The sequence below is a fragment of the Psychrobacter immobilis genome (genome assembly GCF_904846285.1).
Classification (GTDB): Bacteria; Pseudomonadota; Gammaproteobacteria; order Pseudomonadales; family Moraxellaceae; genus Psychrobacter; species Psychrobacter immobilis_D.
In genome coordinates this window covers 1-24,331 of record NZ_CAJHAD010000024.1, presented here as the reverse complement: position 1 = coordinate 24,331, position 24,331 = coordinate 1, and the positions used below count along the sequence as shown (strand labels likewise).

General features: G+C 43.1%; 14 protein-coding genes and 1 pseudogene. 10 read left to right on the top strand and 5 right to left on the bottom strand.

Going from position 1 to position 24,331, the window contains the following annotated elements:
- Positions 1 to 38: 38 nt before the first annotated feature.
- Together JMX13_RS11850 and dapC are read right to left on the bottom strand one after the other, a co-directional pair.
- The gene (locus JMX13_RS11850; RefSeq protein WP_201612806.1) at positions 39 to 2,108 is read right to left on the bottom strand and encodes a DUF294 nucleotidyltransferase-like domain-containing protein; all 2,070 of its coding nucleotides are present in this window, start codon (positions 2,106 to 2,108) and stop codon (positions 39 to 41) included.
- Between the two features lie 286 nt (positions 2,109 to 2,394).
- The gene (dapC, locus tag JMX13_RS11845) at positions 2,395 to 3,669 is read right to left on the bottom strand and encodes a succinyldiaminopimelate transaminase (protein ID WP_201612804.1); all 1,275 of its coding nucleotides are present in this window, start codon (positions 3,667 to 3,669) and stop codon (positions 2,395 to 2,397) included.
- A gap of 312 nt (positions 3,670 to 3,981) precedes the next feature.
- Here dapC and JMX13_RS11840 point away from each other — a divergent pair, with 312 nt between their 5' ends.
- A complete protein-coding gene (locus JMX13_RS11840; protein WP_201612802.1) occupies positions 3,982 to 4,650 on the top strand; it encodes a hypothetical protein in 669 nt (222 codons plus the stop codon).
- A 185-nt stretch (positions 4,651 to 4,835) separates the two neighbouring features.
- Here the strand turns inward: JMX13_RS11840 and glnD are convergent, their stop codons facing one another.
- Both glnD and map read right to left on the bottom strand, forming a co-directional pair.
- Entirely contained in the window at positions 4,836 to 7,556 is a 2,721-nt protein-coding gene (gene glnD, locus JMX13_RS11835) for a [protein-PII] uridylyltransferase (protein WP_201612800.1), read from the bottom strand.
- A 172-nt stretch (positions 7,557 to 7,728) separates the two neighbouring features.
- Positions 7,729 to 8,520 carry a type I methionyl aminopeptidase gene (gene map, locus JMX13_RS11830; RefSeq protein WP_413786230.1) on the bottom strand — a complete coding sequence of 264 codons (792 nt, stop codon included), beginning with the start codon at positions 8,518 to 8,520 and terminating at the stop codon, positions 7,729 to 7,731.
- Between the two features lie 420 nt (positions 8,521 to 8,940).
- On the opposite strand from map, the gene JMX13_RS11825 reads away from it, so the two are divergent.
- From JMX13_RS11825 to JMX13_RS11785, 9 genes are all read left to right on the top strand, one after another.
- Positions 8,941 to 10,011 (top strand): lipase family alpha/beta hydrolase, encoded by a 1,071-nt coding sequence (locus tag JMX13_RS11825; RefSeq protein WP_201612798.1) that lies wholly within the window; start codon positions 8,941 to 8,943, stop codon positions 10,009 to 10,011.
- Between the two features lie 172 nt (positions 10,012 to 10,183).
- Positions 10,184 to 11,290 carry a lipase secretion chaperone gene (locus JMX13_RS11820; RefSeq protein WP_201612796.1) on the top strand — a complete coding sequence of 369 codons (1,107 nt, stop codon included), beginning with the start codon at positions 10,184 to 10,186 and terminating at the stop codon, positions 11,288 to 11,290.
- Positions 11,291 to 11,667: 377 nt separating this feature from the next.
- Positions 11,668 to 12,162 (top strand): META domain-containing protein, encoded by a 495-nt coding sequence (locus tag JMX13_RS11815; RefSeq protein ID WP_201612794.1) that lies wholly within the window; start codon positions 11,668 to 11,670, stop codon positions 12,160 to 12,162.
- A 253-nt stretch (positions 12,163 to 12,415) separates the two neighbouring features.
- A complete protein-coding gene (locus tag JMX13_RS11810) occupies positions 12,416 to 13,417 on the top strand; it encodes a PD40 domain-containing protein (protein WP_201612792.1) in 1,002 nt (333 codons plus the stop codon).
- Between the two features lie 342 nt (positions 13,418 to 13,759).
- Entirely contained in the window at positions 13,760 to 14,431 is a 672-nt protein-coding gene (locus JMX13_RS11805; protein WP_201612791.1) for an OB-fold-containig protein, read from the top strand.
- Between the two features lie 143 nt (positions 14,432 to 14,574).
- A complete protein-coding gene (locus JMX13_RS11800; protein WP_227686306.1) occupies positions 14,575 to 16,566 on the top strand; it encodes a hypothetical protein in 1,992 nt (663 codons plus the stop codon).
- A gap of 329 nt (positions 16,567 to 16,895) precedes the next feature.
- Positions 16,896 to 23,132 carry a DNA repair ATPase gene (locus JMX13_RS11795; RefSeq protein WP_201612789.1) on the top strand — a complete coding sequence of 2,079 codons (6,237 nt, stop codon included), beginning with the start codon at positions 16,896 to 16,898 and terminating at the stop codon, positions 23,130 to 23,132.
- Between the two features lie 56 nt (positions 23,133 to 23,188).
- Positions 23,189 to 23,359, top strand: coding sequence for a DUF2256 domain-containing protein (locus tag JMX13_RS11790; protein WP_149490976.1), 171 nt, complete (start codon positions 23,189 to 23,191; stop codon positions 23,357 to 23,359).
- A gap of 45 nt (positions 23,360 to 23,404) precedes the next feature.
- Positions 23,405 to 23,551, top strand: coding sequence for a DUF2256 domain-containing protein (locus JMX13_RS11785; protein WP_198335076.1), 147 nt, complete (start codon positions 23,405 to 23,407; stop codon positions 23,549 to 23,551).
- Between the two features lie 256 nt (positions 23,552 to 23,807).
- On the opposite strand, the pseudogene JMX13_RS11780 reads toward JMX13_RS11785, so the two are convergent.
- A pseudogene (locus tag JMX13_RS11780) lies at positions 23,808 to 24,242 on the bottom strand (DUF3732 domain-containing protein); the annotation flags it as partial.
- Positions 24,243 to 24,331 lie beyond the last annotated feature (89 nt).

The window sequence follows — 24,331 nt, the reverse complement described above, 5'->3', positions numbered from 1 at the left end:
CCAAGTTGCTTTAATAAACGTGCTTTGATAAACATGCTCTAATTAAATTCTAGCTGATAATGGCGACTCAGTTGACCCTTAAAGCTTTTGACCACTGCTAAGCATTCATTTAATAAATCTCGTTCGAGTGCCGATAAAGTGGTCGGATCAACTTGCCGTGCATGCTTATCATCTGTCGATAGCGCAACTGACAAACGCTGCGCCATAAAAAACTCTAATGCTTCAAGCAAGGTATCAGCGCGCTGTTGGTTCAAGGCGCGCGCTTGTACTAAAGCTTTGAGGCGTCCTTTACTACTAGGCGCATCAAAAATATCGTTTTCTAATGCCAAAGTACGAATACCATGCACTAACGGGAAAATACCGGCTTTTTTAAGGTCGATATCGTAAGAGCTTGGTTTACCACCGAGTAGTGGCACAAACTTTTGCCACCATTGACCGACATCACCAAATTGTAGAGCGGCACGGGCGAACTGGCGTACAAACATCAGATCTGATTGGCGATGGGCAGTTTTTAAATGCTCGCGGACACTAGTCAGTAGCGATTCATCGCCGCAGACGTACTCGCTGTCAAATATGGCGGACAAATAAATACTGTGTATCGGGTCGGTATTTCTAAACCATAAGCTAATCTGTGCTTCAAACTGCTTGAGCGGCTGTCGCCACATCGGATTGGTCATCATGATATTGCCATCACAGAGCGGATAACCCAAGGCTGCTAAATGATTGTTAAAGGTTTCAGCGAACTGGGCTAAGTCAGGATGGCTATAACCATCACGAATAATAAGTGCATTATCTTGGTCGGTACGCATAATTTGCTCACCGCGACCCTCTGAGCCCATAACGATGACGCATGTATTTGCCATTACTTCATCAGGCACGATAAGTTGCCACAGTTTGGTAAATACTTGGGCGTTAAGCGTCTGTACCATGCGGCTGACGTTACCGATTTTGATACCGTTTTGATGCTGCGCGCGAATATAGTGCCCAATGAGCTCAACCGCAGTATCTAAGCTGGGCAAGTCTTTTGCCTGCTCAATCTGCAGGCTAATCAGCTGCGAATGATGCCCAATATGAGCGAGCATATCGCTTTGCCCAAGTACGCCTGCAACCTCGCCATTGGCATCAATCACTGGCAACCTATGGATGCGGTAGCGCGTCATGGTCAATAGCGCATCGCCAATCTCATGGTCAGCATCGATAGTACGCAGATTGAAGCTTGCATAACGCTGGCAAGGCGTCGTCGCAGGGTTTTGCTGCTCGCTCACCGCGCGGCAGATGTCGGTATCGGTTAAAATACCTAATGTGCGACCAGAGTAGCGGTTAGGAGTTTGCGCATTGGCGCTATCAGTATCTAAGCTGCTATTTAAATTGGTATCTAAATCATTATCTAATGTTTTCGTTTGAGCATGGTTTAATTGGTCGAGCGGTCGCACCAACACATGCTTGAGCCCTGCTTTGGTCATGATATGCGCCGCTTCATATAGGCTGCTAGTGGCGTCAATGATATGCACGGGTAATAAGCTGACGTCAATTACCGGCTGCATCATGATTTGCTGGACTTCTTGCTGCTCATTATAGCCATGATAGCTAGCATCTAAGCTTTGCCCGCTACGCCGCTGCTGCAATGCTTTTAGTCGTTCAGGTAAATCTTCTGAGAGTAATTGGCGCACCAGATGGTTTTGCGCACTGATTTTATCAACCGTTGCGCCATTTATTTGCAGCAGCAGCGTGTCTTCAATCGCACGAAACTCGTAGGGCGATATGGTATTTTCGTTTGAAGAGGGGGTATTAGTGTGGAGTGGGTTGGTTGAATGGCTGCTTTCTTGCCAATCATTTTCTATAAGCGATTTTGGTAGTCGCCGACTGTCAAACCAATCATTACTATTTAGATGGTCGGTATGATTGCTGCCTAAATAAGTCGAGACAAACTCGTCAGCAAGCAGTTGCTCGATTTGTCCTTTAATGACCACATAAAAATATTTTAAATCGTCTGCAGGCAAACGCTCATCTTTAGCAAGATAACGGATTTGGGTGTTTTTTCTGATGCTTTGACGTTCAGCTGCGCTCAATACATCAAAGGGCGGTTGGGTAAAATCGAGATGGGGCATGGCATCATCCTTGATGGCACATTTAGCAAAAATTCTGGGAGAAAGGGATTTATTAATAATAAAGAAATATAAGAATAGCGTAGCGTTATTTCTACTATAGCACTCTTTGACAAGCAGCATAGCGAGAAACCGCATATAACCACAATATTATCATGGTTATATGCGGTTCTCTGATAGTATATTGAGTATGAGGTACTATTTATAGTTTAATCATTAGGTTTTTTGGCCAATTTTTGATACAGATTTTTAAGCTAAGTTTTTAAAAATTATTTTTTTAAGCAGCAAGTTAAGCGCCAAGCAGTTTGCGAATGCGACTGATGGCCTCGCGGCTTTCTTCGACGCTAGCAACCAAGGCAATACGCACATAACCTTGTCCTGGATTTTTGCCATTGACCTCACGTGACAAGTAGCGCCCAGCCAATGCATGAATATTTGCTTGCTCGTACAAGGCTTTGACAAAAATTTCGTCGTCGCCATCGAACTGCTCAGGGACTTTTATCCAAAAGTAAAAACCCGCTTCTGGCATGCGTAAATCAATTAATTCACCAAGCTCTGACATCCATAAGGCAAATTTTTCTTGATAGAGCGCCCGATTGTGCGCCACGTGCTTTTCATCTTCCCAAGCGGCGATGGAAGCCAACTGATGCGGTATCGGCATCGCGCAGCCTTGATAAGTACGATATTGTAAATAAGGCTGCAAAATATTGGCATCACCGGCTACAAAGCCTGAGCGTAAACCGGGCAAGTTTGAACGCTTGGATAAAGAGTGAAATACCACGCAGTTTTTAAAGTCATGGCGACCAAGCGCCGCACAAGCTTGTAATAAACCAATCGGTGCGCTATCAAAATACAGCTCGCTATAACACTCGTCGCTGGCAATGATAAAGCCGTATTGGTCTGATAAGCGCAATAGGTGCTCCCAGTCGTCCATGGTCATGACGGAACCGGTTGGATTGTTCGGGCTGCAGACAAACAATAACTGTGTGCTTGTCCAGATATCTTTTGGTACCGAGCGATAGTCACCTTTGAAATCATTATCAATGGTACAAGGCATAAAATACGGCGTTGCTTGTGCCAGTATGGCGGCGCCCTCGTATATCTGATAAAACGGATTGGGCATCACAATTGTGGGTGTTTGAACTGCTTTTTGCGATTGTTGAGCTACTGGCTGATTATTAAGCGCCAGTTGATTGGATTCAGCTTCGTACAATTCGGTTTGTGAATGGTCAATAACTGCCTGCACCAAGCTAAAAATCGCCTCGCGCGTACCCATAACCGGTAATACTTGGCTATGAGGGCTGATATGATTTAAAAAGAAACGCTTCTCCAGCCAATGAGCAATGGTTTGGCGCAGCTCAAAAATACCGTTAGTGGTTGGATATTGGCCTATTTTGTCCAAGTTTTCGCGTAATACGTCCAACACAAAGGCAGGCGGCTCATGTTTTGGCTCGCCAATACCCAGCTTAATTTCACTGTAGTTATGGGCTGGCGTACTGTCCGCAAGCAAGGTTGCCATCTTAGTGAACGGATAAGGGTGCAAAGTCGTTAAGTTGTGATTCATAAGTAGGCTAACTATAATAGACAATTAATAATAAAGTGATAAAGAAAAATTACATTTGAGCAGTGTAGCACTTCTCTTATTTTTTGTCTTTTTTCTTCTCAAGCTGTTTATTGTCAATTTAAAATAAGTGCTTAAAGCAATTTATATCGCTTTAAGCTGGGTATATAGCTGATTTTTAAATGGTAACGAGTTTTGAGTCTAGCCAATTTTTATCATGATATTAAGCATGGATAAAATTGAAATAGTGTCATTTATTTACCAAGTAAAAGTAACTGTCAGCAGCAACGACAGATTATTTAAGGAAATCTTGATATGTCTAGTGTTTTAAAAACCAATGAGCGTGGCGCTAAAGATATCACTGTGCAACATTTTGATGGCAGTCAGCGTGTTGAGCTATACGAGCAACTAAAACAGCGCGAGCAAAATTGGTGGCAAGCGCGGCAACAGCTGACGTTGTTAAAAGAGCGGCAGATGTTTTGGTTCGGGGACAACAGCTTTATGATGTGGCTACTTTGGCAATTGGTCAGCTATGTCGTGGTAGCGATGCTACTGATGCTACTGAGTAAACTGTTAAATATGTCGCTGCCTCTATGGCAGTATATGAGTTTATTTGCCATCCAAACGCTGATTTTTATTGGGATGCTGAGTTTTAAAGGTCGTATTGCCAATCATCTACAAAATAAGATTAACCAAGCCGATGTATTGCGTGAAGAAGCACTTAACGAGATGACCATCTTAGCTACCGATAGCCTTTATCCTGATGTCCATGCCAAAGCACCGATTTCCTTACAGAAAATCTATGAGTACTACGATGCCGAATTTCATTTAGCCAGTTTGCATCGTCTGCTACAAAGAGAAGTGGAAGCTGGGCGCTTGATGCTCGGGCAGCAGCAGATAGGAGCAGAGGTTTTGCCGTTAGAGCTTGCCGATGAGGAGCTGAAAGACCATGCAAGTGAGATGGTGTATAAAAGCGTTTTATAAAATATGAGTTTTATATAAGTAGCTTGTAATATACTCTGCCAAAAATCATCATCTATATTTTGTCTTAAAAAACGCTTGCTAGTTAGAGATTTAACTAGCAAGCGTTTTTTTAATGTTTAATCCGTAAAGCTTAAACGGTAAGGTTTTGACAGTAAGCTATGAAAGCATAAATGTCTAAATACAGGCTAAGTGTCTTCTTTACGAATGCTGAGACTTGCTATCAATGCTGCCTTTAGTGTTTCAAGATTATCCGCAGACAACGCCTGATCGTTTTGATCGCTAATATAGAACATATCTTCTGCACGCTCGCCTAACGTAGTAATGCGGGCGGCATGCACCTCAATCTTTTGTTGTAAAAATACCTGACCAACGCGGGCAAGTAAACCTGGCTGATCAAGGGTTTCTAAACTCATGATATGCTGATTTGAGGCTTCATTGAACTCAAAATTAATCGTCGTTGCGACATCGAAATGTCGTAGCTGGCGTGGGATTTTTCGATGCGTGAGCTTGGGAACTGTTGGATTTTTAAAGGCGTCAATTAAGCGCTGCTTAAGCTCTTGTTGGCTGTCTATATCGACCAATAGCGTGCCACTGCGGTCGAGCAATACGTAAGAATCCAAAGCAAAATCACGAGTTGCAGTAATAATACGCGCATCTAAAACATCAAGATTCATCTGGTCAAACACTGCCATGGTAACCGCAAATAAATTGACCTGATCTTGGGTATAAACAAACACTTGCACCGCATCAAGCGCCAGCTCACGGTGCTCACGTAATACCACAAGCGGTGCACTATCAGCATCAGAGGCGCGGCCTATAGGCGGATGGTTTAAGATAGCTTCGGTATGCCACAAGATATCTTCTGCAATTTCCCGTAGAAAATATTCATCGCCCAAGTCATCCCACAATCTTAAAACCTCTTCGCGATTCATATGCTGATTATTGACATTATCAAGCATCACTAGCGCCTGTTTACGCGTGGCTTTAATCATATCTTGGCGGTTGGTTGGGGCATCGATATCAGCGCGCAGGATACGCCGCGTTTGTGAATAGAGCTGTTTCATCAAGGTCGCGCGCCAGCTGTTCCAAAGCTGTGGATTGGTAGCATTCATATCGGCAACCGTCAGTACGTAAAGATGATTGAGATGGGTCACATTACCGACTAAATCGGCAAACAGCGTCACCACTTCTGGGTCTGAGATATCCTTTTTCTGTGCTGTCATCGACATCAGTAGATGGTAGCGAGTCAGCCAACCAACCAAATGGGCATCTGCCTGACTCATGCCATGGGCAAGACAAAATTCAATCGATTCAGTTTCGCCGAGTTGGCTATGATTGCCGCCACGACCTTTGGCAATATCATGAAACATCGCAGCCAACACCAAAATCTCTTTGCGCTCGATACGCTGGAAGATAGCGCTGACCAGTGGAAAGTCTTCAGAAAAGCGCGGATCGGTAAAGCGATGTAAAATGCGAATTAAAAATAATGTATGCGCATCGACGGTATATCGATGAAATAAATCGTACTGCATTAGCCCGGTGACTTGAGCAAAAGCTGGAATATAGCTGCCCAAAATACCATAACGATTCATGGTACGCAAACGATGAAATAAATAATTTTGCTCTTTTAAATTGGCTAAAAATAGCGCTTGATGCGTCGGGTTATCCCTATAAACCTGATCGATACCGCGAGCCGCTATTTTTAGCACGCGCAGAGTATGGGTACGGACATTTTTGATGCCATATTGACCCATGAGTAAAAACATCTCCAAAATCGCCTCAGGGTGCTGAGCAAATACACGATGATGTGACATCGCTATTTGTTCGCCAACTTGATTGAAGCGGGCGTTAATTGGATGTTTTTTCGGTCGTTCTTCATCCGGCAATTGTGGCTCTATAATCGTCTCGTAATAATGATTGGTCAGCATCTCAGACAATGTCGATATCTGCATGGCACAGCGATAGTAGTCGCGCATAAAGCGTTCGACGGCAGCATTCGGCTGGTCATCTGGCTGCGTCTCATAGCCCATCAGCTGAGCAATTTCACGCTGATAATCAAACAACAGCTTGTTTTCATTGCGACCAGTCAGCTCATGCAAGTAATGACGTATTTGCCATAAATAACCTTCAGCAAAGTTCAGTTCATCAAACTCTTTTTCCGTCAAAAAGTTTTGCTGTACCAAGTCATAAAGTTTACTGACTCGAAAATAACGCTTGGTCACCCAACCAATAATATGAATGTCACGCAGACCACCGGGGGCAGTTTTGATATTAGGCTCAAGGTTGTACTCTGTGGCATTATGCTGTAAGTAGCGCGCTTTTGCTTCAGCGATTTTTACCTCATAAAAATCACGTGGCGACCATTGCGTATTGACGATTTTATGCGGTACTTCTTCTAGTTCTTCATTGCCAATTAACAGCCGTGCTTCTAACAAAGTACTAGCAACGGTGTGATCCAGCGCCGCTTCCAAGCATTCGCTGACGCTGCGTACTGATAGGGCGGGCTCAAGTCCAATGTCCCACAGTAGCGCGACCAATTTGTCAATTTTTCCCCTGCTATGCGCGTCAATATCGTTGGGTGTCAGCAGTAAAATATCCACATCTGAGTGTAACGATAGCTCGCCACGACCATAGCCGCCAGTGGCAAACAATGCCAAGTCCGTTTTATCAAGCTCAAACCACTTAAACAAAGCAATCAGTAAGTCATCGATGACGCAGGCACGTGCTGCGACCAGTTGGCGAATATTGACACCGCGTTCGAGCGCGCGGCTGATATCGTCATTGATTTGGAGCAGCCAATCAGGGATATCAGATAGTGCTATATCCATCGTATTGGTGGTCGAGCGATGGTCTGACAGTAGTGGCATGGGGGTCAAATCAATAGCAGCGACATCACAATTAAACATGAGGATTATCCAGTTAAAGGTTTGTAGATAGTGGTATTAAAGCGAATATTTCATGGAAAATATAAAGAATATTATTATTGGAATTCTCAAAGTAGCAACTCAATAAAGGGCATCGTTAATATGCCTGAATTATCAGGCAAAAAAAAGACCGCCTAGGCGATCTTTTATGATATTACTGGGTCAAAAAGCTTAAGTCTTCTTCTGGGCGCGTGGTAAATACCTCACAGCCATTGTCCGTCACCACCATGGTATGTTCCCACTGCGCTGACAGCTTACGGTCTTTGGTGATTGCCGTCCATTCATCCGGTAGAATCTTGGTCTGCCATTTACCTTCGTTAATCATAGGTTCAATGGTAAAGGTCATGCCTGTTTTTAGCTCAAAACCCGTACCTTTTTTACCGTAATGCATCACTTGTGGCTCGTGGTGGAACTCATTACTGATACCGTGACCACAGAACTCACGCACGATACTAAAGCGTTCAGGCTCGACCACTGCTTGAATAGCCGCGCCGACATCGCCCAAGCGCGCGCCGTTTTTGACCACGCTCATACCAGCATAAAGGGCTTCTTGCGCCACTTTGCAAATACGCTGCGCCATGATAGAGCCATTGCCGACAATCCACATTTTTGAGGTATCGCCGTAATAGCCGTCTTTAATAACCGTGACATCGATATTGATGATATCGCCATCTTTGAGCAGCTTGTTTTCGGTTGGAATACCGTGACAAACCACGTGGTTGATAGAGGTGCAGATAGATTTTGGGAAGCCGTTATAGTTAAGGGGCGCAGGAATGGCTTCTTGCACGTTAACGATATAGTCATGAGCGATTTGGTTTAATGCTTCAGTGCTAATGCCAACTCTGACGTGTTCGTCGAGCATTACAAGCACGTCACTGGCAAGTTTACCGGCTACGCGCATTTTTTCTATGGCTTCAGGAGATTGGATAAGGGATTTTTTTGTCATCATGGTCGTACTTATAGTTATAGAATTTAGGTTGTCAATTATACCATAAATGTAGTAGGCACTGTTTTGCTAACACTTAGCAACTTTGTAGGCATTTTTTAAAATCCTTGTAATATATTGATACCAATCGTCTCAGCTTATTTATATGCATATACGTGACTATAGAGTCATTATAATAGCGTTTATAAGCAAAAAAGCAGTTGAATGTTGCAGGATATATAAGTATTGTAATTTTGTTTGCTAAATAAATTGGTAGGAATTAAGCGCTTAATGCAGGATGCAATAGTTAAGCGCTATAAAATCTATGCCATGAAACTGGTGATATGAAAATAGTGACATGACACTGGTGCCATTAACATCAAGCAAGCCATTTACACTCTCTTTCTTCACAATAACTCTCAAAATAACAAGGACGTTGTTATGACTCTCAAAAACCGTTTTCGCGCCGCTTTAACGCCTAGCGCACTTTTACCCTCACTGGGTGCTATTACTGCCGGTGTCCTGATGATGACATTGCAAACCACTTCTGCTCAAGCAGCTGGACAGTATTATAACTGTGCCAATGCCACGGGCTGTAAGATGGTCGATAGCAAATATTTCACCTCAAACCATACCGATACCAAATATCCCATTGTCATGACTCATGGTCTGGTCGGCTTTACCAAGCTACTTGGTGTCGACTACTTTTATGGTATCCCGCAAACCCTCATGAGCAGCGGCTCAAAAGTCTATGCTACCAAAACCTCTTCTTTTAATGACAGTCGGGTGCGCGGTGAGCAGCTACTACAACAAGTAAAAACCATTAGTGCGATTTCTGGTAGCCCCAAGGTGAATTTAATTGGTCATAGTCATGGCGGCCATGATATTCGTTATGTCGCTGCCGTTGAGCCAAAATACGTGGCGTCAGTGACGGCGGTTTCCAGTCCAGAGCAAGGGGCGGCATTAGCGGACTGGGTGGTTGAGCAGATTGATAATGATAGAGTCAATGGCGAGTATAATACCGCCACCAAAGCCGCGCTTAGCTTGTTTGGCTTCTTAGGTAACTTCATGGATTTGAACGCTGGTATCCCTATCGATAAGCTGCAAGAACAAGACGGATTTGGTGCAGTTACGGCGCTAACGACTGACTATATGGTCGACTTTAACCGTGAGTTCCCTGCTGCCATGCCATTAAGCTATTGTGGACAACCAAAAGACACTAAAGTAAACGGCATCAACTACTATTCATTCAGTGGTGTTGGTCAAGTGACCAATGTCTTAGACCCTATAGATTATGTGCTATTAGCGACATCACAAGTGTTTAAAAATGACCCAAATGATGGGTTGGTTTCCGCTTGCTCGAGCCGCCTAGGTTATGTCATCCGCGATGATTACAAAATGAATCATATGGATTCGGTCAATCAACTATTAGGCTTAGTTGCATGGGGACAACCTAACCCGAAAACTGTCTATCGCGATCAGGTGAACCGTTTAAAAAATGCCAATTTATAAAGCCAATTTAAAAAGCTAGCTTCTAAATCTAGTGGTTGGGATTTGAATATAAATTAGCAAATTAACTGCTTTTACCTAAAAGGGTCACTACTTAACTGGCCCTTTTATTTTGTCCCATTTTATAGATAGTAACTTCCTATTACATCGATTCATTAAATAAGATATTGTCGCTATGTCAAATAATCGCCGTTCGCCATTTTTGCTCGTTATTATCGCCGTGATAATCGTTTTAGTCGTTGCGATTATTTGGTGGTTTAAACCTGATAATACTCGTAAACCTTCTTCTCAAGCAGATTCTACGGCGCTGAATAGCCAAGCTAATGCCAGCTCGATAAATGATGAGAATGTTAATAATGACGTTGGCGCATTATCTAAGCAATACGCTTCTCAATTTACGACAGGCCTTGAGAATCTACCGCGCTCCTTGCAAGGAACGGATGTCGATGGTGAGATTATCATTGATGAAAATAAACAGTTGGTCGTCACCGAAGGGCTACGGCGCTTATTTGATTATTTCTTATCGGCGCTAGGTGAAGAGGATGAAGCGGTCATATATGCGCGGGTGGAGAGTTATATCCGCAGTCATACGCCAGAGCCTGCCGCTAGCCAAGCGGTGACGATATTTGACCAATATGTGGCTTATCTTAAAGCGATTCCTGCTATAGAAAGCCGTTATGGCAACCTGCAATTACAAGCAACAAAAAATGGTGAGCTAGATTTAAATGTAGTGACACAGCAGCAGCAAGATGTCGCCAAATTGCGCCAGCAGCACTTTTCTAAAGAAACCATTAAAGCCTTTTTTGGTGCAGAGGATGAGTATGATGACTATAGTCTTGCGATGGTGAAAATCAATCAAGATAAGCAGATGTCTGATGCGCAAAGAGAAGCGGCTAGACAGGATTATATTAGCCGTATGCCTGATAATGCGACCAAAGCCAATATCGCTCAGCAGGCAAATTTAGATGAGTTAATCAGTCGTACCGAACAGATGCAAGCTAAGGGCGCGACGGCTGAAGAATTATACAGTATGCGACGTGAATTGGTTGGCGCGCCAGCAGCAGCAAGGCTTGCCCAAGTCGATCAGCAAGATGCTAATTTTGATCAGCGTTTTAAGCAGTATCAAGCCCAAAAACAGCAGCTGTTAAGTCAAAATGCCGATAAGGCCCAAGCGAAAACCCAAATCACTCAAATGGAGCAGCAATTATTTAATGAGACGGAACGCAAACGCTTAGCAGGCTATGCGGCTTTGCAACAAGAAAAGACGGCAAGCCCCAATTAAATTCTATAAAAACTTACGACCTTTTAGGTATATAAAAAGAGCAATTAAGGGTGAAATCGAAATATCAAAGGTCTAAAGTATCGACGGTCTAAATAGTTTTTTTAGCTAAAGTGCTAGCAGGGAATAATAATTGTAACAAGGTGTGTTAGCAAAAAAGCTATAAAGTAGAACAAATATAGCGGTAATTGGTACTCAATCTATCATGACAGGCTTATGAAAAATGGGCATAATAACCGCATTGTTTAGACTAATGATAAAACATATTAATCAGAGCGCATTAATCAGGACACATTAACCTGAGCAAATGCTGCTTAATATGATAAAAAACAATATTTTTTACCTTTGCACTTTTATACTTGAAACCTCTAGGAGTTTATATGAAAAACATGACTAAAATGATGATGGCTGCCACCCTTGCTGTTGGTACACTTGCTGCAGCAGGTTGCCAAACCACTACCCCTAGTGTCACTGCACCTGTGACGCAACCAATTACCGTTGATGCGCTACAAGCGTATAACTGGCAGCTTGTCGATGCTAAGCGTACCAATGGGGACAAAGTCAGCCAATTATTCTTTGATCCAAGCAAACCATTAACGCTAAAATTCTTTAAAGACGGTACGACCAACCGTGTAACTTTTGCTAATACTTGTAATAACATGGGCGCTAGTTATAGCGTGGTGAATGGCAATGTTGTATTAGGTAATGTGATGTCAACGATGATGGCATGCCCTGAGCCACAAGCCAGTTTTGATACGGCTACAATGGCAACGGTACAAGGGAAATACAGCATCAACAATAATGCGAATAACACGCCTATTTTGACCATTACCAATAGTAATCAAGTTGCTCATTTTAAAGCTGTTTCTAAATAAAGTAGTCTTTAAATAATTGATTTATTTAATAGATAACTATTAAATATAAGTGTTTAAATTCTAATATAAATAATGCCTCACTAATCAGTGAGGCATTTTTTTATCTAAAATTTGTGACGCTTTAAGCTACACTGTCATTGGCTACTGAGGCAAAATAGTCAGATTGCTATGATGTTTTTTATACTATTAATTTTAACCTTTTTTATCGAAATTCTCAGCCCGCAATAATCAACGCTTTATTGGACGTCATCTTATGTTAAAAACCTTTGTATCAAAGTCATCTGTCGATATACGCATGATAAATAGTGTCACGGCGATAACGGCTTTTAGTCTGTTAACGGGCTGTCAGACGTTGCCGAGCACAATGCCTAAAGCGACTAAAACACTTTTTGAGATGAGTGCGAGTAATCCGCTGACGGCGCGTATGCCAGTGATAGATCGGCAAGGGCACATTGCTTATGTCGAGGAGCAAGGGTTTGGCGCTGCAAAGATATCGACGCTTTATAGCATTCGTCCTGATGGTAGCGACCGCCAATTGATTGATCAACTCAATGGTTATATTTATGCGCCGGCATGGTCTGCCAATGGTCAAATGCTCGTCTATAGTAAACAAGCCGCGCGCCAGCATCCCAAAATTTATATTTATGACCGCAAAAGCAACACGCAAAATCTAATCGTCAATACCGAGGGCAGTAATTTATCAGCGTCATTTTCTCCTGATGGGCAAAAACTGCTTTATAGCTCAACCGTCGGCGGTAATGCTGATATCTATGAGATGCGCTTAAGTGACGGTCATACCAAGCAGCTTACCACGCTACCGAGCACGGAAGTGCAGCCAAGCTACACCAGCGACGGGCAAAGCTTTGTTTATACCAGCGATAAAGTCCGCGCTGGTCGCCCAAGTATTTATCACTATAACTTTGCCACTGGCAATGCTGCGCTGATACCGACCGCAGGCTATGCGGCCAGTCCGCAACTGAGCTTAGATGGTCAGTATTTGGCGTATCTTAATGGTCGCAAGGCGGCGGTGATGACACTTGCTACAAAACAGGTGATTAATCTGGCAGAGACAGGACTCGATGAGCCCGCGCGTCTGTCGCCTTCTGCACAGTACGCCGTCTATCCCACAAAGCTTTCGCAAGTGAACGGTCAAAATGGTGGCAGCTTAGTGATTCATTCTTTAGTAGGCAATTCAAGCTACGCGATTAGCAGTAAAACAGGCGGAGTCGTGCGCTCACCCATTTGGGGTCGGTAAGAGCAAAACCTATGTACTATGTAATGGAATGTATATATAATCACTATCAAAGAAACATAAGTTGATTAAATAGCCTGCAATTTAGAGGTGGCATAGTCGTAGGTTAAATTCCTTAGAGCCAATGATTGTATGGCAATACCTTCTTAGTATTTAAAGTACAACAAGCAAATTTTTTGGAACAAAGTTTTTGGAGCAAAGGCGAAGACCAAAGCTGAAAGAATAAATCTAAATAAAGCAAATCTCAGTAAAGAAACGTCGAGTAAATTTCAGTCATATAATAACAAATTGTATAACCGAGTCATCAAAATGTTGGATTAGGCAAGCAAAAGGAGAGAGCGGTTAATGCAAGAGTCTTTTTTAGTTTTTATCACTAAAATCAGTTTGTACCCCACGATTATTTTTACGGGGCTTGTCATGTTCGTGACTCTATATTGGCTGGTGTCTTTACTCGGCATGGTAGATATGGATAGCGTAGACCTTGGTGAGCCAGATGGTGATGTTTCTACCTTATCATCGACGGGTTTTTTTACCGGTCTCATGCTCAAATTTGGTCTTTATGGTGTGCCACTCATCATCATACTAAGCTTAATCAGCTTAATCGGCTGGCTATTAAGCTACTTATATACGAGCTTTTTACATCAATATTTTGACTCTGGTCTTTTGTATTACCTATTTGGCACTGGGGCGCTCATTTTTGTATTGGTCGTATCCATGTGGCTGACAGGTATGATCATTGCACCCATCCGCAAAAATATCGCCAAAATACCCAAACGTAACGCGTCTAGTAATATCGGTAAAATCGCCGTGGTACGTACCCTGAGTGTGACTGAAAAACATGGTGAAGCAGAATTAAATGATGGCGGCGCAGGCTTGATACTCAAAATTCGTTCAGATATCAAGGATGATTTGCTAAGACAGGGCGATAGAGTGATGTTGGTAGAGTATTTAGAAGAAGCCAACACCTACCGAGTCGCTCCTGTAAAAAAAATCGCCATAAACCGCCACTATAAATAATTTTAAAATTGAAATAAATAATCTTTATACATTAGCTTTATAAGTTGGCTGATTGGCGATGTAGAGATAGCTAATAGTTTGGTTTTAAGTATGGTGTTAACCGTTTTAAATTTGGTTGCAATGTTTTAATTAAAGGAATGAATATGGATATACTCATTATCGTCGGCGTGGTTGTGGTGCTGGCGTTTGTTTTTATTATGGCAGCGCTTTTGATGCTCAAAGCCTTTTATTTTAAGGTTGAGCAGGGCAAAGCACTTATTATCAATGGCGTGAGTAAAATCGCCGTGCGTTTTGATGGCGGTTTTGTTTGGCCAATCATCAATAAAAAAGAATTGATGAGAATCTCCCTTATCACCTTAGAAGTCGATAGACGCGGTAAAGAAGGGTTGATTTGCGCCGACAATATGCGTGCTGATATCACGGTGGCGTTTTACTTGCGTGTTAATGAAACAGAAGAAGACGTCCTTAAAGTTGCCAAATCGGTTGGGGTTGAAAGAGCTTCAGACAAAGTTGCCGTGAATGAGCTGTTTAATGCTAAGTTCTCAGAAGCACTAAAAACAGTGGGTAAGCAGATTGATTTCGTCAAACTCTTTGAAAATCGCAGCGAGTTCCGTGACAGTATCGTCCAAGAAATAGGTAATGATCTTAATGGTTATGTCTTAGAAGATGTGGCGATTGATTACTTAGAACAAACGCCAAAAGCGTCACTTGATTCAAGCAATATTTTAGATGCTGAAGGTATCAAAAAGATTACGCAGCTAACGGCCTTCCAAAACATCATTACCAATGAGCTTGAGCGTGACGAAGAGCTGGCTGTTAAGAAGAAAAACGTCGAGACCAAAGAGGCGATGCTTGAGCTAGAGCGTCAACAAGCCGATGCCGAAGCCAAACAGCGTCGTGAAATCGCGTCAGTGATTGCCCGTGAAACGGCTGAAACGCGCAAGATTGAAGAAGAAGAGCGTAAAAAGTCAGAGACAGCCGTTATCATGGTTGAGCAAGATTTAGCGATTCAGCGTGAAAATCAGCAGCGTGAAATTGAAGTGGCCGGACAGAATCGCCTACGCGCTGTCGTCATTGAAGAAGAAAAAGTCACGCGCGCTCGTGATTTAGAAATCGTTTCGCGTGAGCGTGAAGTCGATTTGCAACGTATCGAAGCCGAACGCGCGATTGAGCTTGAGAAAAAAGAAATTGCGAACGTCATACGTGAGCGTATTGCGGTAGATAAAACGGTTGCACAAGAAGAAGAACGTATCAAAGAAGTCCGTGAAATTAGTGCAGCCGAACGTTCTAAGCAAACGCGCGTCCTAGCCGCCGAAGCCGATGCCGAAGAAATCAAAGTGCGTCAAGTCAAAAAAGCCGAAGCAGAAGAATTGTCTGCTAAGCATAAAGCGGTTGAGATTACCACGCTTGCGACGGCCAATCTTGATGCAGCTGCCAAGGAATCGGAAGCCAAAATTAAAATGGCTGAAGGTATCAAGGCTGAAGAGTCTGCGCATGGTTTTGCTGAAGCGGCCATTCAAGAAGCTAAGTCAGTATCTTTAGAAAAAGAAGGCATTGCCAAAGCTAATGTCATTAAAGCCACTGGACAAGCAGAAGCACAGTCAGAACGTGAAAAAGGTATGGCTGATGCTGAGATTATCGCCGCTCGTGGTGAATCAGATGCCAAGGCGGAACGTGAAGTTGGACTGGCAAAAGCAGAAGTTACCCGTGCGCATTTCCAAGCCGAAGCCGATGGTCTGGTCGAGAAATTCAATGCCATGGGTAGCATGACCAAAGAAGCGCGCGAGCACGAAGAGTTCCGTATGGGGCTTGAAACTGCGCTACAAGAAGCCATGGCGTCTATTGAAGCTGGTAAAGAGATTGCCAAAGAGAACGCTGAAGTCTTGGCGGTCGCGCTACAAAAAGCCAAAATCGATATCGTTGGTGGTGAAGCGCACTTCTTCGATAACTTTGCCAAGTCGCTATCTATCGGTAAAGCCATTGATGGTCTCGCTGGTAAGTCAGATACGTTGAGCGGCATTATCAATACGATGATGGCCAATCAAATAATGACCAAAGCCAACAATACCAATAACGCCAATAATGCCAACAAAGCGAATGATGAGTCTAATAAAACGGCTCAATATAACGACTAGTCATTTTGAGGCTCATAAAAAATCTGTTGCTTATGCGGCAGATTTTTTAGCCTGAGAAGCTCAGATTACCTTACTAGAAAAGGATGAATTTTCTTTTGCATTAGGATAAAGCTCTTCCAGATCTTTATTATTTCCTAGCTCATAGCTTTGCAAGGGAAACTCTTTAAATAGCATTTCTATGAAGTGGTTTTGCCAACCTAAGACAATGAGTTGGCTAATCTAAGAAAACCAGCGGTGACCACTCGTTTTTTTAGATTAGCCAAGTGCTTCTTTAATACAAAAAACCTTAGATTTATCTTATTGCCTGAAAATAAAATGGACGAGCAACGATGGCGGATACGCAAAACGCAACCAATTCAAATAATACCAATAGCCAGAACCAATCCGAGCAAACGGATCAAGCGGTCGCTTCAGGTAATGCTTATGAGCTTATTAAAAAACGTCTTACTGAGCAGGGTAGTCGGCTAGAGCAACAGACCGCTAAGCTGAATAATGCGCGCCTACAAGAGTTTGGCAGCACGCAGATGCAAGTTATCGCCCGCACCCGTATTCGTACCGAATACAACTGTGTGGCGCAAGATATGGTGCAAGTTGGCGATTATCTGTTGTTTGGCTACAATGTTTTTATGGGGCTAAAGCGGGCGAGTAATATCAAAGATGTGTTGTCGCTATATCGATTGATAGATCCCGCTAATAAAAATGGTGATGATAATAATAGCGAAAGCGTTGTTGATACTGATAACGGCGCAACTACAGCAAACGCCCAAAGTACTACCGATAACAGTAATAGCAGCGAACATACTGAGCAAGAATATCAGCTGGAAGAAGTAGATTTAAAAAATACCTTTTTAGATCAAGAGGCATTTGTACAAGATTTTAACGAGCTATATCGATATTACAAGCAAACGCGCCTGATTCAGCTGACCGTCAAAGACAGCAAATTGCTATTGGCGTTTCAAATTGGCGAGCGTATCACCGATATTCGCGTCTTTCGTTTTGCCCTAGATTTTAGCCAAGGCATACCAGAGTCAGCTCAAATTGCCTACGTAGACAATCGAGGCGAGCGTGATATCGAGTTGCCTCCTGCTTACGATTTTGATTGGGTAGATACCACGCGTGATCAGATGATCAATGGTAAATATCCGCATATGAATATCTTAGATACCATATTTGTGGAAACCATTGGTGGCGATTTGACCATTAAGATTGAGGATAACACCCAATCAGGGCAGGGTATTTATAGTGAGCCTGTGAATGATCGCACCCAATCGCTGACCGATGCCGAGATTGCTTATGCCAAAGTTGGCAGTTTAATACTGCTGAAAATACGGCCGTATCGCGAAGACAGTTATCGTTATTTTGTTTATAACACCTTGACCGAAGCAGTGCTGCGTTTGGATGCGATTGGGCAGTCGTGTGTGCAGCTGCCAGAAGATCACGGTATTATATTTCCCGGTGGTTATTATCTGCAAACCGGTGAGTATAAGCTGTTCGATGCTAATAGCGTCGGTGCTAAAGACTTAAAGTTTAAACGTAAAATCGTATCGCCCAATGGTGAAGACGTATTGTTTTTATTTTACGATGTCGCTTTAGGTATCACAGGATTATTTCCTTATAACCTCATTAAAAAACAACTAGCAAATCCCATTTACTGCAATGGTATGGCATTGGCAGACAATGGGCGTTTGGTACTGTTTAATGATCAAAGTGAGCCGTCACGCATTCATCCGATGCAGATATGGCATACGCCTTATGCGTCACCTGAATATGTCAGTGAGTTGCCTGAAAGTACCAGCTTTTATGGCAAAATTGGCAATAAAGAATTGGTACGTGGTATCTCCGACCTTTATAGTATTACTCGCCTCATTGATAATCAAAGCGTGTCACAAAAGCTCTATGAAGAGCTAGCGGATAATACCAGCCGCCTATTTGATAGTTATTACTGGTTGTCCGATCCTGAGCTTAACGACGTCGCCAGTAGTATCAAGGAAGTAACGGCGACAGCTGAATTGGTCATTGATGAGTTTGCCAAAGTACAAAGCATCCAAAAGCAAACCCAAACCGCTTTAAGTGATGCCGACACTCAGCAAAATGAGATATTACGGCAGATACGTGTGACTACTTTTGAGTCTGCCGGTGATTATGTGGAGCAGCTGTCGGCGTTAAGACGACAAAAAGGCCGGCTGGTCAGCTTGGAGGACTTGCGTTATTTAGATAGCGATAAGCTAAAGGCATTGCGGATACAGTTAGAAGAGGCAGAAAGCGAGCTTGCCGAAAAAACCGTCCTATTTTTAAGCGGGGAAAAAGCGCTATCAAGCTACGAAGCTATATTAGTAGATGTCAGTGAGCGCTTAAACACGGCCGAGACCAATGCTGAGCTAAAGCCAGTACTCAAAAAAATTGATGAGACGGCGCAAGGCTTAGATCTGTTGACTGAGCTATTAGGCACGTTAGATGTTGCTGATGCCACGGTACGCACCCAAATTATCGATGACATATCGACCATTTATTCGAGTCTCAATCAAAGCAAAGCCAAGCTCAATCATAAGCGCAAAAACTTAGGCTCTGCCGAAGCAGTTGCGCAGTTTGGTGCGCAGTTTAAGCTGTTTGGTCAGTCGATTGCTAACGCTTTATCGATTGCTAATACGCCTGAGAAATCAGATGAGCAAATGGCAAAGCTATTGGTACAGTTAGAAGAATTGGAAAGTCAGTTCGCTGATCCAGAGAGCGGTAGTGGTGATCAATTTTTAGTGGATATCATAGCCAAGCGTGAAGAGATTTACGAAACCTTTGAAAATCATAAGCAGCAACTGCTTGATACCCGTAATCGTAAAGCCCAGAACTTAGGTGATGGCGCATTACGAATGCTTGAGAGCATTAAAAAACGTACCCAAAGTACAGGCGTGACAGGTTTTGTCGATGAAGAGGCATTAAACACCTATTTTGCGGCAGATGGTCTGGTACAAAAAGTACGTGCTATCGCCAAAGACTTGCAAGCGATGGGCTTTAGTGTCAAAGCAGATGATATTGATGCCCGCCTAAAAGCCATACAAATAGAGAGTTATAAGAGTCTAAAAGATAAGTCTGACTTATTCGAAGATGGCGGTCAAATTATTAAATTGGGCAAGCACCGCTTTTCAGTCAATACCCAGCCTTTAGATTTAACGTTGCTCAGTCGTCAGCAGTCAGATGGCAAGCGCATTCTCAATTTACATCTAACGGGCACCGATTATTATGAAGTGCTCAATAATGCTGAGCTAAATGCTTTGCGCCCTTATTGGGATATGAATATCGCCTCCGAATCAGACATCGTTTATCGCGCTGAGTACTTGGCGTATAGCATTATCGAAAGTGCTAAAAAAAGCCAAGATGGTTTGACTGAAGCGCTTCTATATCAGGCTTATGATGCGACACTGTTAACCTTTGATAGCAAGGGTGAAATAGATGAGGACAGTCCGCTACCTAAACTCGTCAGAGCCTATGCGACGCCGCGTTATCAGCTCGGTTATGACAAAGGTATTCATGACCATGATGCGACGCTGTTATTGCTGCAAATATTACCCACCCTACGTGAAGCTGGACTATTAATTTATACCCCGCAAGTACGAGCGTTGGCGCAACTATTTTACTGGCAATTGAACCTCGTGCAAGCACTTGGCTTAGACGCCTTACGTCAGTTTGGTTATGATGCTTGGTTAAATGAGCTGGTACTGACGCGAGTGAATAACTGGCAAGATAGAGCCATTACTGCCGAACAACTGCGCCGTACGTTAGGCAGTGACAGCGCAAAAGCGTTGCTGGTCGAAGATATGACCCATGTGATGAGTCACTTTGTGAGTGCTTATCATGATGACAAAGTTAGCAATAATAGCAATGCTGATAAGCTATCAGACCCAGAACTAGATTCAAATACTAGTGATGTTCATAATGCTAAAATATTTCAGCAAAGCTACGTGCAGCAAGCTTGTGAATATTTGGTCAGCGTTATGGGGCAAGTTACTACGCCCAATAGCAATATCGAGTGGCAGACTAGCCAACAAGCACAGCAGTTATGTGAGCAGTTGAGTAAAACGCTCAATAGTTCATCAGGCAATGCGCAAAATAACATGGGTTTTGAGCAACTACAGTCCTCGATTGGCAAGCTTGGTTTACAGCCCAAATCAGCCTATGAGCTGCTAGCCACATGGTTCCATGCGCTCCTCGATCAAACTTATGGCAATACTGCTTATGGCGATAGCGATACAGCACATATGCAAATTGAAGCAAGCAGCGATAATGCGCTCAGCGAAGAGCAGCAGACCAAAATTGAGGAAGAAAATATCCTACGCCAACAGCAATTGGCAAGTAGTCGTCATTATGTGCCCGAAGCGATTGCTATTTTACTTACTCAGCTAAATGATGGTCAAAGAGAAGATTTGGTACAGCATCTTATCGAGTCAGGGGTAAGCTTTGATAGTATTGATAAAGGTGCAACAAGCACTTCGTTTTCAGCGCCCTCGCTGACCAGTATTAACAACCCACTTAATCAAGTGCAAAGTTTCGAGCGTCGCACAGGTAAGGTGTCGCTTGAGAGTCAGGTCAAGCATTTACTGGGCGAGCATACCCGTATCCAGCAGCAAACCTTGACCTTTGCTGTCGATGACTTTTTAAGTCGCCTGCATCACCACGACACCCAAGTTATCCCTGCTTATAAGCGTTACTTAGCCATGCGCTCAGAGATATTACATGACTCAAAAGAGACATTGCGACTGGACGAGTTTATGCCACGTCCGTTGTCCTCATTTGTGCGTAACCGTTTGATTAATGAAAGTTATTTACCTCTGATTGGCGATAACCTTGCCAAACAGATGGGCACGGTCGGCGATGACAAGCGTACCGACTTGATGGGTATCCTCATGATGATATCGCCACCGGGGTACGGTAAAACCACCTTAATGGAATACGTCGCCAATCGTCTTGGCCTCATCTTTATGAAAATTAATTGTCCCTCACTTGGTCATGATGTGACTTCATTAGATCCCGAAAAAGCACCCAATGCCACCGCACGAGAAGAGCTGAATAAAATAAACTTAGCTTTTGAGATGGGTAATAACGTCATGCTCTATCTCGATGATATTCAGCATACACACGCTGAATTTTTGCAGAAGTTTATCTCGCTCGGTGATGGTACGCGCCGTATCGATGGCGTCTGGCAAGGCAAGACTAAGACCTATGATATGCGTGGTAAGAAGTTCTGCGTGGTCATGGCGGGTAACCCGTATACCGAAAGTGGCGAGGCGTTCAAAGTGCCTGATATGCTTGCCAACCGTGCCGATATCTATAACTTAGGCGATATCATGAGCGGCATGGAAGAGATATTTGCCCTCAGTTATATCGAAAACTCGCTCACCTCAAACGCCGTATTAGCGCCACTGGCCAATCGTGATTTGAGCGATGTGCATCGCTTAATCAAAATGGCGAAAACAGACAATACCAACCTTGCCCAAGCGCAAAGCAGCGAGCTAACTTATCCGTATAGCACTTCAGAGATCAACGAGATTATCGCTATCTTGCGTCATATGTTTACGGTGCAAAAAGTCATTCTCGATGTCAACCAAGCCTATATTGCCTCAGCATCACAAGATGATAAATATCGCGTTGAGCCGATATTTAAGCTGCAAGGCAGTTACCGTAATATGAATAAGATGACCGAAAAATTATCGGCGGTCATGAATAAAGAAGAGCTGAATCAGCTGATAGATGACCATTATCTGGGCGAGTCACAACTACTCACGCAAGGCGCAGAGAGCAACCTACTCAAGCTTGGCGAGATGCGTGGTGAATTGACCGAGACTGAGGCTGCGCGTTGGGCACAAATCAAAGCTGATTTCTTACGTAACAAAGCCATGGGTGGTGAAGATGGTGATGTCGGCGCGCGTATCGTCGCTCAGTTGGTCGACTTGGCCAGTGGCTTCAATGCCATTAGTAGTCAATTTGAGACATATTTAACGCAAAACAATCCAGAGCAAATCGCCCGCTTACAACAAGCTGGACAGCAAGCGCAGTTAAAGACTCAGCTAGACGCGCAACTAGAGTCACAAAAAATCCTCGCCGATAGCTTTATTACGGGTTTTGTAGATAATGCCAAAGTCGTCAGCGACAGCATTGATAATGGCTTTGAGAAGAGCATGAATCAGCTAATGCAAATCTATAAGCATGATTATAATGCTGAAAAGGCGGAAGGCGAGCAGCTCAAGCAAAGCCAAGAGATGCAAAAACAGCTGATGGTGCAGTTGGTGGATGCGGTTGAGCAACTGGCACATAAAATGGCTGATAGCTTGTCTCATAGCTTAACTGACAGCCTGCTTAAGCATGAGCAGAGCATAGCGAAGCAAACGCCAGCTATCGATGTGCCTGACATTACAACACAGATGGCGCTAATGGCAAATGCGCTCAAAGAGGCGCTTGCCCCACTCAATATGCGTCTGGATGAAAAGCTGGCGATTGATGGCAGTACCGATAAATCGGGCAAGCTTATCGTCAATAGCCTCAATAGGCTGAACAAAATATTTGATGATTATGAGTAGTAGTATTGATAATAGAGGTAAACTATTGATGCATCAAACAAACTAATGAGAGAAATATGGCGCACAAAAAGAAAAACGTTCGCAAAAAGGAATGTCCTGTCTGCGAGCGTGAGTTTAGTTGGACTAAAAAGCTAGATAAAAACTGGGAAAGTATGGTCTATTGCTCCGACCAATGTCGCCGCGTGAAAAAGTATGAAGGGTTGGATCATAAAAAGGAAGATAGGTAGGCTTTAATAGGCAGTTAGAGATACACGGGAAAAAGGGAGCAGGTGATGGCACATAAAAAAGTAAACCTACCACAGAAAACCTGCCCCGTCTGCCAGCGACCGTTTACTTGGCGTAAAAAGTGGGAAAAGGATTGGGAGCAGGTGATTTATTGTTCTGAGAAGTGTCGGCGTGGGAAGGATAAAGCAGATTAAGCTAAAATTAGGACAATAGGAGTAAGCAGCTATTTCCTGCTTTTCGCTCATATCTGCTGGTCTAGGCGAGGCAATGGCTAAGGTATGGTGCGTCGCTTGCTCCGCGCGCCACTCCACACTAAGCCATTGCAACTCGCCTAGCCAAGCAGGATAACCGCTACAATCAGGGCTAAACCGCACCTCCAATACAACCTTAACTTAAAAAATAAAGCTTAAGTGGTGAGTGAGATATACTCTACGTACTATCTAAATTCAATTAAACTTTTAACATTTCGTTTGTAATAAGTGCATTTCCATTTTTGAACTCTTCAACTAAGTGAAAATGCTCTAAACTCTCAAAAAAACTAGGAGAAACATGTTCAAAAACTATCATTTGAAAATGCCCTTTTTCTTTTAAACGATTGTCAACATAATCGTTCAGTAATTCAAAAGCCTGTCGGATTTTACTATCATCACTGTCTAAACTATCAGCTATTCTTTTATCTGAATTATCGCTCTCAAAATATGGTCGACTAGGCTGGTCAATAATTAAAAATGGTGGAACATAAGGAGCTTTGTTTAAAAAAATGACTTCATGAATAGCTAAAGAAAAAAATAAGTGTAGAAACATATGATTTGAACTACTACCAACACTAGGCTCTATATCTATAGAATTCGGCTTACGCAATTGCAGTAACTTATTTTTATAATCGAATTTCGGTTGATATAGTCAGTCCACAATAAAATTAGTACAACCCATATCATGAAATAGCTTAGGTAGATTATTCTCCACCCAACCTT